At 43.6% G+C, this 12,447-nt stretch carries 11 protein-coding genes; 3 read left to right on the top strand and 8 right to left on the bottom strand.

Annotated elements, in window-relative coordinates; all coding sequences use genetic code 11:
* Positions 1-56: 56 nt before the first annotated feature.
* The 7 genes from ACX9NY_RS29160 to ACX9NY_RS29130 form a co-directional block, all read right to left on the bottom strand.
* Positions 57-464, bottom strand: coding sequence for a hypothetical protein (locus ACX9NY_RS29160; RefSeq protein ID WP_472476477.1), 408 nt, complete (start codon positions 462-464; stop codon positions 57-59).
* 343 nt (positions 465-807) lie between these two features.
* Positions 808-1,692 carry an AraC family transcriptional regulator gene (locus tag ACX9NY_RS29155; protein WP_472476475.1) on the bottom strand — a complete coding sequence of 295 codons (885 nt, stop codon included), beginning with the start codon at positions 1,690-1,692 and terminating at the stop codon, positions 808-810.
* A gap of 199 nt (positions 1,693-1,891) precedes the next feature.
* Positions 1,892-2,404 (bottom strand): 2'-5' RNA ligase family protein, encoded by a 513-nt coding sequence (locus ACX9NY_RS29150; RefSeq protein WP_472476473.1) that lies wholly within the window; start codon positions 2,402-2,404, stop codon positions 1,892-1,894.
* A gap of 137 nt (positions 2,405-2,541) precedes the next feature.
* Positions 2,542-2,937 (bottom strand): peptidase M56 BlaR1, encoded by a 396-nt coding sequence (locus ACX9NY_RS29145; protein ID WP_472476471.1) that lies wholly within the window; start codon positions 2,935-2,937, stop codon positions 2,542-2,544.
* A 259-nt stretch (positions 2,938-3,196) separates the two neighbouring features.
* A complete protein-coding gene (locus ACX9NY_RS29140; RefSeq protein WP_472476469.1) occupies positions 3,197-3,838 on the bottom strand; it encodes an NAD(P)-dependent oxidoreductase in 642 nt (213 codons plus the stop codon).
* A gap of 310 nt (positions 3,839-4,148) precedes the next feature.
* On the bottom strand, positions 4,149-8,048 hold the full coding sequence (locus tag ACX9NY_RS29135) for a carbohydrate binding domain-containing protein (RefSeq protein ID WP_472476467.1): 3,900 nt from the start codon (positions 8,046-8,048) through the stop codon (positions 4,149-4,151).
* Positions 8,049-8,540: 492 nt separating this feature from the next.
* Positions 8,541-8,897 carry a HesB/IscA family protein gene (locus ACX9NY_RS29130; RefSeq protein ID WP_062837974.1) on the bottom strand — a complete coding sequence of 119 codons (357 nt, stop codon included), beginning with the start codon at positions 8,895-8,897 and terminating at the stop codon, positions 8,541-8,543.
* Positions 8,898-9,342: 445 nt separating this feature from the next.
* Here ACX9NY_RS29130 and mqnE point away from each other — a divergent pair, with 445 nt between their 5' ends.
* Together mqnE and ACX9NY_RS29120 are read left to right on the top strand one after the other, a co-directional pair.
* A complete protein-coding gene (mqnE, locus tag ACX9NY_RS29125) occupies positions 9,343-10,449 on the top strand; it encodes an aminofutalosine synthase MqnE (RefSeq protein WP_091020813.1) in 1,107 nt (368 codons plus the stop codon).
* 236 nt (positions 10,450-10,685) lie between these two features.
* Positions 10,686-11,747: an NAD(P)/FAD-dependent oxidoreductase gene (locus tag ACX9NY_RS29120; RefSeq protein ID WP_253440680.1), complete on the top strand. Its 1,062-nt coding sequence runs from the start codon at positions 10,686-10,688 to the stop codon at positions 11,745-11,747.
* Here ACX9NY_RS29120 and ACX9NY_RS29115 read toward each other — a convergent pair.
* Positions 11,744-11,998, bottom strand: a complete 255-nt coding sequence (locus ACX9NY_RS29115; protein ID WP_036605750.1) for a YuzB family protein — start codon at positions 11,996-11,998, stop codon at positions 11,744-11,746. The two genes, ACX9NY_RS29120 and ACX9NY_RS29115, sit on opposite strands and share 4 nt — an antisense overlap.
* 80 nt (positions 11,999-12,078) lie before the next feature.
* Here ACX9NY_RS29115 and ACX9NY_RS29110 point away from each other — a divergent pair, with 80 nt between their 5' ends.
* Positions 12,079-12,324, top strand: a complete 246-nt coding sequence (locus tag ACX9NY_RS29110; protein ID WP_062837977.1) for a NifU family protein — start codon at positions 12,079-12,081, stop codon at positions 12,322-12,324.
* The last annotated feature ends 123 nt before the right edge of the window (positions 12,325-12,447 follow it).

Here is a 12,447-nt window from a genome sequence, read left to right as displayed (position 1 = left end):
CGCTCTCGTTCAACTGACTTTTCTATGAGCAAAATTTTTACTTTAATACAGCGAGATTATACTTTGCCCTTTTTCTTTCTTACAATTATAAAGAGAATAAAAATCGCCACTAATACGACTATACCTACGATATACATATCCATATCTCGCTCAAACATAAACCACATTTTGTGTTCTAAGTTTACTTGTTGTTTGGGTGAATATCCTTCCCCGAATAGTTCAGTTGCTTGATTAATATTGTTCATTTCGATGGTCGAACTGCACGGACTACTGCTTAACTCGCCATTCGCCTCACTAAAGTAGATTAAGTATTTGTTGCCTTCCTTGAAATCAAACCCCCAAGTATAGTTCGTTCCGATAATTAGTTGAGAGCTAACTTCAGTATTCCAACTCCTCTCAGCTTCCACTAAAATATATCTAATTTTCTCTTTTGTGCCCGTAACCCCCTTTTGCTTTAAGTCCACCTTTATTTGCTTTACTTCTCCCTAAACAGCACCTGTATTTCTTTCTAACTCTTCTTGGGGACTTCCCGATTCGGCACATGACAAAGCGTTAACATCTTGTACATTAGAACCAAAAAACACGGTAGAGATTAAAAACATCAACGTGATTATACGTAGCTTCAGTTTTTCCACCTTCTTCTCAAGACGTTTTTTGTGCATCTTTATTGACCTGTTTAACAGGAGAAATGTTGCATCTTCTTTTGCCGTTAGGTGGATCAACAAAGAAGCAACCAATCGGACAGAGTTGGTCGCTCCACTTTTCTTTATTAAGTTACCATTCAAGAATAATCTAAAAGAAATGAAACTAGGATATTTTTCTTACAGCAAACCATAACTCAACAAAATTCAGTCCATCCTTACCACCAGTAATTTCAAATTCCATTCCGTCGACCTGTTCATATCCTGTCGTAGGAAGCCATTCAGAAAAGAATCTTCGATATAAAGCTTCAATGGTTTCATCGAATTTATCCCATGGAAAGGGATCAGACGAAAAGATCGCCCACGTATGTGCTGGTATTGTTATACTTGTGTAACCATCGGCTTTACTTGTCTCACCTTTAAATGCACACAACATGTATGGGAAAGTATTCTCCCCAGTTTTTTTGTAGCTACATACAGCATGCACTTTATGATAATTCGAATTCAAAGAGTTCGGTAGATTACCGGCAGTTGCAGCAAGTCTTTCAACCTCACCGTTTTCGTGGCTTTGTTTCCATAGTTCTGCCGGTGTTTCTGCACCGTTTAATTCAAACACTTTCTCGATTCCAAATATTTCGAAAGATTCTTTTGTTTCGATACGATAGTTCATCGGCTCTTCCCCTTTAATTGAAATAAGGAAGGAAAGCCGAGGATAGGCTTTGAGGGCAATGCCTTCTTCACGAGCCATCGCTGGATTAACTCCATGCAACGATTGAAAAGCTCTTGCGAATGATACCGGTGATTCATACCCATACTTCAAGGCAATGTCGACAACTCTCCTGTCACTATTCTGCAATTCAATTGCAGCCAGAGTCAGCCGTCTTCTTCGTATATATTCCGCAAGTGAGACATTGGTAATGAACGAGAACATTCTCTGAAACTGATGTGAAGAACAATACGCACACTGAGCAATTTCCTTCAATTCGATCTCACCAACTAAGTTCATTTCAATATAATCCAATGCCCGATTCATCCTCATAAGCCAATCCATGTCATCCCTCCTCTCAATAAAAGTATAGTTTCCTCGGGTTTTCGTATCGCAACTATTTGTGCGCAATTAAGTTTCCTATCCGTCGAAGGATATATGTTGTAAATATTCTTTCGTCCGTTAGCTTGGACTTTTAGGTACCATGCGGCTAATGTTCCTGTTAATTGAATCACTTTACTTTTCAGTTCCCAATTGGATGTCTTCAAAATGGTACGTATTTATTTGGATCAACTTCTTTATATACGCGTACATATTTGACATCAAAGGTTGGAAAAGGAGCCAATTCTTTAATTGTTAGGAGCTTCATTTCTTCAATCTGCGTCTCGCTCAACCCCCAATAGATTTGCCCCAAGGTTAAATGAGGATGATATTTATCCATTTCAAAGTAACGGTCTATAAGTTCTTGTGATGGAGAAATCACTTTTACCAACTTTCGATGTAACTCAATGACCTTGCTCGTTTCAACACTAAGAAATGTGACAGCATTTCCGAATGATCCTGGTTCTGATAAGGATAATTGAAAACTTGGCATTAAAGAGCATGTCTGTCTCACGCTTTCTAACCAATGAAGATCAACGGTAAGACCCCCCTGCGCTTTTACAGTGATATGAGGCTCGACTACATCATTAAGACGATTACTTGACCAACGATTACGAAATGCCACAATCTTTTCTTTATAATCATCTGGAGGGGTAATTCCAATGAAGTATTTCATATTACCGTCACATCCTTTAGGTAACTAGATAAATCTTAAAATCAAAAAGCAGTCGACCCTTTTGATCAACTGCCGAATGGTGTTCATTTCATTAACGTTTCAGGATAAAGCTACATTTGATCCTATTTTGGTTACGTTCACTCTCCTCCAACATGAAACACACCAATGACGGTTTCACCATCCTTGTCATACAGTGGGATATCATAACCATCTGGTGATCTGTTGTTTTGCATTTCGATAGCTTCTTCAGGTGTATTAGGTAGCTCGCCTTCCATGTCTTTTTTCAGCAGGTATCCTTCTGTACCATCCACACCAAAAGCCAAGATCAAATCAGGTTCAGTTTCAGGAGATGTCGCATATACGGCAGAACCATATGTCTGTCCGTTCTGATTTTTTGGATAAAAAGAAGTGATGTGCATTTGATTCAACGTATTTTTAACATTTGCATACTGGGGTAACCCTAACCCTGAACCACTTGATACACTCATCATAAAAACCGCAATCATCAATAGTATAATTCCTTTAGAATACATCTTCACAACTGTTCACTCCCTTATACTTTTAGGCTCGCAGAAATTCTGATTAAGAAAAAGTAGTCCTCCATATAATCGAATTCAAATACCATATTTAGAATAATATAACACAGATTCAAAGGAATAGTCGGAAGTTGAACGATAATCCTCTAACCTGTCTAACTTTATCAGAACATCCCTCTTCGATAACCTAAAAAACGGACACCGATCTGTGAAGATCAGCGTCCGTTTATATGTTCCATATTATCAATTAAACCTGTTATTTCACTTCGCCAACAACGGTAAAGCGCTCGTTTTTGTGTTGTGGATTCTCGATCTCATCCACCAAAGCAATTGCATAGTCTGCATAGCTGATGTAGCTGTTTCCTTCGCTGTTCACGAGAATAACGTCGTTACCCGCTTGATATTTGCCTGTGCGTACACCTTCTGGATTAAAGAATCCAGCCGGGCTCAGGAATGTCCATTGGATACCTGAGGATGCTTGCAGATCCAGCAAGTTTTGGCCTTGGTTCGTTGCAGTTGCTTTGTAAGCATCAGGGAATCCAGGGGATTCAAAAACACGCAATGTTTTGGACTCGTCTGTGAACAGGCTTCCTGCTCCACCCACGACGATCAAACGAGTGTTTGGGGCATCCTTCAGGATGTTGATCAACGCTTGTCCTACTTCCACATGCAGGTTCTCTTTCCCCGCTGGAGCACCAAATGCATTTACAACCACATCAAACGCTTTAAGATCTTCAGCTGTAAGATCGAATACATCTTTCTCCAGCGTATTCAGGCTTTTATCTTCCAGTTTGGATGCATTACGAACGATTGCCGTCACTTTATGCCCTCTGTCTGCTGCTTCTTTCAAAATCACACTTCCTGCTTTGCCTGTTGCACCAATGATTGCAATGTTCATCGTAATCTCTCCTTTAAATTATCAATATTGTTTATGTTTGAACTTCATATTGTAACTATAGTTGTTACAACTAAACTTGTCAACCCGTATTCTTTTCTCTCTTTTAAACCTCGTAAAATGAAAAGATTTGTAGTTGGATTTCTATCTTTTATCGTCCTTCAATCCGAATTAGAAAGGCCCTGTCCATCCATAGATGTACAAGGCCTCCTAACTATAAAATGTATCAGCAATGAGCTATCGATGTAGCATGAATAGGTGGTCGTTACACATCATATTGCTTAGATTTTATGCATCCATGAATATTTTTACGTCATGCGATTAGTTGTTCCCTTTTTAAAGACAGTCCATTCGCTCCAACAGATAGGAAAGCTGATGGGTTCTCAATAAGATTCGTACTCGTTACATTTCCAGGTATTCCTGGAGTTATAACACCTGCATTGTATGTGCTTACCCCGAGAGGAAAGAGATAGTTCCTTCCCGCATTGTTATCCCATGTACCGCTACCGTTGTTAAATACCGCTTCCAGTCCCGTAGCAGTCCCTACATCAATGGTAATTTTGTTATATCCGGTGAGCTCGGATGCCGGAATGGCAACGCCTGGCGGTGTCGTCCAATTCCCTCCTGCAGGGCGGTAATGAATATTGGGCTGGGCAAACCCCTGCTTGTAGTAGATGGTTACACTGTTACTTTTCGGAGCATCATCGGTCGTTACGCTTAGCTCAGCACTTGCATCCGATTTGTTCTGTGCTGCATCAAAGGCCCTGACTGTATAAACGTAACTCGTTGATGCCTTCAGGCTATTATCCGTATATGCAGTTGTCGTACTCGTGCCGATTTTGACACCATCACGCAACACTTCATACCCGGTTACGCCTACATGATCGGTTGACGGATTCCAAGCCAATGTTACACGATCAGCCGCTTTTGCAGTCACGGTCAGACCGGTTGGTACGCTTGGAGGTGTTATATCCACTTGAGGCGCTCCTTGTGTAATGACTCCGGAATTATAGGTGCTAACCCCTAATGGAAACTGATAATTTTTTCCTCCATTATTATCCCATGTGCCACTACCATTGTTAAACACAGCCTCCAGCCCCGTCGCTGTACCCACATTGACTGTCATCTTGGTGTATCCGGGCATCTCGGCTGCCATCATTTTCACACCCGGAGCAGTCGTCCATGTCCCCCCTGTTGGACGATAGTGAATATACGGGTTTGGATAGCCCAGTTTATAATATATGGTTACCGCATTACCTTCTTTGGTACGTACCGAAAGAGCCACACTAGCAGGTGAAACGTTGCCTGCTGCATCTATCGCTTTAACCGTATATACGTATTCTGTTGCCGGTGCAAGGGACTCATCCGTATAGTTTAGTTTGGTTGATTCCCCTACCTTTGAACCGTCTCGATAGATTTCATATTTTGCTACTCCGTAATTATCCTCGCTGGCTGACCAGTCAATTGTCACAGCGGATGAGGTAGCATTCTGTACAGCTACATTTGCAGGCGCTGTTGGCGGCTCTGTATCTGCTGCCAACGTTTGGATCTGTACAGTTGAACTGGCGGAAGAGACATTATTCGCCTTGTCTCTCGCCTTTATACTGTATGCATATGATTTCTTAGGCTCAAGACCGATATCCGTATATTCCGTTGTCAGCGAACTTCCAACTTTGACCCCATCCCGATAAATATCATAGCCCTCAACACCCACATTATCAGTGGATGCTTCCCATTGCAGTGTAATGCTGCGATCTGTCACACGTTTTGCATTGACTTCTGTTGGCACTGAAGGCGGTGTCCGATCGACCACCAGGAACGGATGTGTGCCCTGGATTGTTCCATTCGCATCTTCCACAATTTTGCCCGATGTGTCTTTTTTATATTTCCCCATACCCACATATACCGTCTGTATCTCACTGCGCGTAACATTGCCTTTCGCATCGACAGCTTCAATATAATAATCGACCAGTTGATCCTGGAAATCGTTGAAATACGTGTAATACATATCCCCGATCTCCTGAGCAGGTACACGCTTAAACATATCTGTGCTGCTTGGCTGCCAGGCCACACCGTTCATATCCGATTTAAGATCACGTTTCGTCATCGGATATTCTTGCCAGCTACTCACTTTCGTCGGATCGATGTTGGATACCCCTTTGGCCTTGAGCCCAGCAGGATCGTACACACGGAAGGTGTTGTCCTTGGCATCTGCCAGCTTATCCCGATGTGTCCGTACCTTCACCTTAATATCATTCACACCGTTAACATCATAAGCATAGGTATAAATGCCGAACGTATTGTCAAAATAATGAAGTGTCCACCCTTCTGCCTTGCTGACATTGGCGCTTCCAGGATTATATGGATAACGCTGCGGCCACCATATCGATGGTCCAGTACGGTCCTTCGCGAGTTGACTACTTACATAAGGCTTGGAAAAGAAGAGCGACTGATTGAAAGATAACGTCGGCTTTACCCCATCATCCACATTTTCATCATAATAACCAAACCCGGAATCCAGTGCAGGCAGGAGGAAATACCAGCTTAACTCTGCCGGGTTCGCACCTCCCTTATAATTATTAGCAGGATCTCCTTTTACCGGGTAAGCCATCATCCAAGGATTAAGCTGATTGCCCTCATAAGTGATCTCACGGTCTAGTGCCGTCGTTGGCTTCCAATGGTTCGGATTGCTGTCCAGCCAAATCTGTTCAGCTGTCTTGGCATAATTCAGTGCAGCTTGCTCAAGCGCAAAATTACGCTCCAGATAATGGTATCCATATTCAAACGATACGGTCATCCCTTCCTGTACACCATCCAAATTTTTCTTCGGCTCCAGATTAAGGCCTGTAGCCTTGTTGAACGCTTCAAACTGCCCTTTCCAGATTCCAAATGGAAGACGCCAATGATACCATGTCGGATCTGATGAGGAGTCCCGCGTATCGATCCACGAACCGTCTTGAACATGCACTACATCGTCGGCTTTTGGTGTGTTAGTCCGCAAGTATTCATTGATACTCTCTCCCTTCACACCCGGCTGAGCATAAGTCACATTTCCCGCATTGCGCCAAGTATCCTCTGATCCTGCACGTCCTGAAGAATTATCCCCATCATGAGCAATCACGAAGAACTGCTTCTGATCAACCATTCCTTCAAAAGGCTTCAGCGCATCTGCCTTGACTGAACCCTGATACCCTTCTTCCCACGACTCTGCCTGGGCCACAGGGATACCAACAATCTTTTTCTCAGCACCAGTTTCAGGATTCACATGACGCACCCAATGAGGCGTAGAAGCAAATGGATATTTGTTATGAACCACCTGTTTCTCATTGAACATGGGAGAAGATACCCACGAACCCACATTGCTCGTATTCTGCAAATCCGCTCGGTTTGGCGGTGACACCATAGTATCTTTGCCCGGATCGTTCAGTAGCGGATAGTCCTGGAGAGTTCGCGAAAAATGATTATTTCCAATTACGGACCACTCAATGCCGAGTTGATCCAAGACCGGGATAATCCGTTCCGAGAAACCCAGCTCGGTGGGGAAAAAACCTTTGGACGATTTAAAGCTGTCTCCCAGAAAAAAAGGTTGTGCCAGCACAGCATTCTGGTAGATCAAATCCTTTAGCAGATATTCGTTGCCAGCCAATGGCCCCATGGAATGGTGTCCGGAGAAGTGAATGAGATCCATCGTCCGTTCTCCATTCGTTGTTTTGAGGTTATTGTAAGCATTCTTCCATGGCGCACCCCAATCTTTATTGTTGTAACCGTTTACATTATTGGTATACATAAAACTGTTCACATTGTTCAATACCGACCCTGACATGGTTACCTGCATCCCTGCAGCAGGGTGATTGTTCCTCAGGTCACCAGCAACTTGCCACGGCCAGTTCAGATAAGCACCTGTCTTTGCATGGTGACTATAATACGCCACGAGATCATCATGTGGCATAGGCGCTCCCCCGGGTAAAAAGTATGGGTATCCTGCCGGTGGGTTATTTTTCAGATCGATGACTTGCCCATCATATGTGTAGCGGATTGGGGACCCCACAGGTGCAGAAGCATACTTGGATGTGTCGTAGTAGGCCCAGAAATTGGGCATATGGTTATGATACACATGAGAAGCCGAAATTTCGGCATAAGCTGCTGTATTTTGGGTAGAAATAATCATCGATAATACCAACAGGAATGCGCCGAGCTTGCGCTTAAGATCCATGTTCTTCCTCCCTTATTTGCTCCCCTATGGGAAACAAGAATTTTCGTTATTTGCCTAAGCTCTCTAACCCATTTAACGTTTTAGCATGTTCTGGAATCAAGACACTTTTTAATTCGTATCTCTACAACTCATCTCCTTCCCTCTACCCTGTTGTTTCGTGTTCTTCTGTGCTGTTTAAATTTAGTGGATTTCGTGCAAACGTTTGTACAAAAGGGGATATTCTAGAGATTTTATTAGGTTACCTGAACTGTACAACCGCTTTTTTAGCAGGAATACTGTGCCTTTGTTATTGCAAACGTTTGCACAAATAATATACTTTCTATTGGAACAAAATGTCAATACTGAAGATACATGATTTTATACCCTCTATATCTTGGAATCGGTAAATTAGAGAACGCAGCTCCCCCTACCATAATGTCAAAAAAAAAAAACACAATCCCAAGCGAATGTCCTTCGCTGGAACTGTGCCTTATCATTGCAATCAATTTTATATTAACAATCCTTATCCGGCACACCTGCATCTTCCTTCGTACGGAAAGAAGATCCGCAGCCACACGTAGCTACCGCGTTCGGATTATGAATGGTGAACCCGCCCGTCATACCGGATTCTTCAAAATCAATTTCAAGTCCATTCAGATATTTCAGGTTTTCCTTCTCGACTACAACCTTCATGTTCTGAATATCCATATACAGGTCCTCATCGGACTCTTTATCATCAAAGCCCATGGCGTACGAAAATCCGGTGCAACCGCCCGGTGCTACGCCAAGACGCAGGAACATACCAGGTGTCTCTTGCTGTGCAAGCATCTCTTTCAATCTGTCAGCAGCCGTTTCGCTGATGTTAATCATGCCAGGTCACTCTCCTTTTCATTAACTCTTCTTTAAATTATACTCCACCCCGTCAAGGGTCTCAAGTCATGTTTGCCTCTTTCCGCGTTCCCCCTGTACTCCTTTTTCTTCCCAGTGTATTGAACCCCCGGGACACGAGGTTTATAATGAATAGGTGGTCGCACTGAAATGTCGTTATTTTGTCATGACTTATTCAGACGATGGTCATAATTGGAGTTGTAATTTTTTTCACATTTCGAGACTGCAACGCAGTCCCCAATGCATATATGAGTCAACAGACTCCATTTTTTGAAAAAATTTAGCTTTCATATGCAGCACACGCTGCACCGGGTAAATAAGAGTTAGTCCAACTAAGAAGGCGGCAGTTGACCGCATCTTTTCTATGTAGTTCTGTATGCAGATCCTACACACGACTCAAATCCGGTTAAGAACAGGAGGAAACAATATGTCTACATTGGTAACACCGTTCACAGACAAAAGAATGGCTGAAATCGTCGAGAAAGTGCAGAACGGCGTAAGGCTGAGCGTAGAAGACGGCGTATATCTGTATGAAACAGATGATCTGCTGACTTTGGGCCAGCTGGCCAATGAGGCCAACCTGCGGAAGAATGGCAAGAAAGTATATTTCATCGAGAACATGAGTCTTTACTTTACGAACGTATGCGAAGCCCACTGCGCTTTTTGTAATTTCCGCAAAGACCAGGGTGAAGAAGGCTCTTATACATTATCCGGTCAGGAAATGATCGATTATGTGGAACAGCATATTCATCCGGGCGTACGTGAGTTCCATATCGTAGGCGGACATAACAACCATGTTCCTTTTCAATATTATGTCGATTCCCTGCGCGCTTTAAACGAGAAATATCCGGATGTTACACTGAAAGCTTACACGGCAGCCGAGATTGATTTCTTCACCCGGATTAGCGGACTCAGCATCAGAGAAGTTCTGCAAGAGCTGCAAAAAGCAGGTCTGAAAACATTGACTGGTGGCGGAGCTGAGATTCTGTCCGATGAATATCGCAAAAAAATGCGTGTGGACAAAGCCAACGTGGACCGTTATCTTGAGGTGCACCGCACAGCTCATGAGCTCGGCATGCGTACACATACGACGATGTTGTATGGATCGATCGAATCCTATGAGGATCGCGTTAACCATATGGTGCAGATTCGTGAATTGCAAGACGAGACCAACGGATTTATGGTCTTTATCCCTCTTTCCATGCAGCCAAAAAGTAAAAACGCGAGCATTATGCGTCGTAACTCGGCTTATGAGGATCTCAAAACAATTGCGATTAGCCGTCTGATGCTGGATAACATCGATCATATCAAAGCATACTTCATTAACATCGGCCCACAGCTGACTCAAGTCGCTCTTGGTTTCGGTGCTTCGGATGCACACGGTACGATCGTTCGGGAACGGATTAGTCATGCGGCAGGTGCACTCACACCTGAAGGCCTTACACGTAAAGAGCTTATATGGCTCATTAAGGGTGCAGGACGTATTCCGGTAGAACGTGATACGTTCTACAATGAAATTCAAGTGTACGAATAAGATATAAATACAAAATACAATCAATATTGTACCCGCACCACTCCAGAACGCAGCTTTCATGATAGGGAGACGTTTGAATTCGAGTGGTGCAAACTGCTGAATAATATTTTTAATTTTCAATGCCTACTTTTCAACTAATCAAATCCTAACAAAAGGAGCAGCTATGTTTTTTGCATAGCTGCTCCACAGTTTACAGCCCCATTTCAGTGGGACTGATGCAGAAAGGAAGCCGAGTCATGAAAAATTTTGTCATTCTTGGAGGCGGTTATGGCGGCCTCACCATCATCAAGGAACTTCTGGAAGGTAAGATTCCATCCGATACACAGATTATTTTGGTGGACCGCAGCCCCTTTCAGGGATTAAAGACCGAATATTACGCACTCGCAGCAGGAACCGTATCCGATTATGACCTGCGTATCCAATTTCCAGTGAACGATAAAGTCACTTACCGTTATGGAGAAGTTACTTCAATTGACTTGGAACAGCGTCAGATTGAATTTGAAGGCCAAGACCCGCTTGAATACGATAAACTTGTTATTGGACTGGGTTGTACAGACCGTTTTCACAACACACCAGGCGCTGAAGACTACAGCTGTACCATTCAGAGCTTTAGCAAAACACGCGAGACTTACCTGCGACTTAATGAAGTCAAAGCCTATGGCAATGTGCACATTGTAGGCGGTGGATTAAGTGGTGTCGAGATGGCAGCCGAACTTCGTGAGAGCAGACCGGATCTGAACATCAGCATTCTGGATCGTGGTGAACGTGTATTATCCGCTTTCCCGCAACGTCTGTCCGTGTATGTACATGAATGGTTTAACGAACATCAGGTAGAGACACGTGGACATATCGCCATTTCGCGTGTTGAGCCCAATGCCATCTATAACCGGGATGAACAGATTCTAACGGATGCTGTCGTCTGGACGGCAGGCATTCAGCCTGTAAAAGTGGTACAGGATCTGGACGTGACCAAAGACCCTCAAGGTCGTGTCGTCCTGAATGAATACTACCAAATCCCGGAATATACCGATGTATATGTGGTTGGTGACTGTGCCAGTGTACCTTATGCACCTAGCGGTCAAGCTGCGGAAGTACAGGGTGAGCAGATCGCCCATATTCAGCATGCCCTCTGGAAAGGCGAAAAGCCCAATCCACATCCACTCAAGCTTCGTGGCACACTGGGTGCACTCGGCAAGAAGTCCGGGTTTGGGCTAATGGGCAAAACGTCCATGATGGGACGTGTACCTCGTATTTTGAAAAGTGGTGTGCTCTGGATGTCCAAGCGCCATCTCGGTTAGTCGAGATCGAGCTCATCCCAGACATCGGCTTCGGCAATTTTGGCCAGAATGGCGTTATATAGATCTTCCACTTTGTCCGTGATGACTACTTCACCATTCACCAGTGCAAATGGAGTCATAGAACATTGGCCACAGTTGGTAAGGCAGCCGTATTCAATCACGTCATAGTCTGGATTTTCTTCCAGTTGATCCATGACTTCATCTGTGCCAAAATGCATATTGTTGGCACAAAATTCAATAATCGGTCTCATGTAGGTTCACCTGCTTTGTTTGACCATTTTAATTTATGGCCATTTGTAATATAATATAATAAGGAAAGGAGTTGAAAAATATGAGCGAAAACGCACAAGACACCATGTATGATGAGGTATCTGATGTTCTTGACAAGCTTCGTCCGTTCCTGCAACGCGATGGCGGTGACGTGGAACTGGTTGACGTGGAAGACGGCATCATTAAGCTGAAACTGGTCGGTGCCTGCGGCAGTTGCCCAAGCTCCACCATTACCTTAAAAGCCGGGATTGAACGTGCCCTTCTCGAAGAAGTTGAGGGTGTACAAGAAGTCGTACAAGTATTCTAATCAATCCTTCACGAAATAAACCTCAAGAGCCTTTCGCTTCGCATGAAGCGGAGGGCTCTTTTTTTGTGCGCATATTCAGCCTGTCCATTTCATCTGTCCCTAGACCAGCATCAACGTCTTCAA

It is taken from the genome of Paenibacillus sp. CB74 (assembly GCF_055687625.1).
The sequence above is the reverse complement of the archived record's forward strand: the minus strand, read 5'-3'. Positions and strand labels throughout refer to the sequence as shown.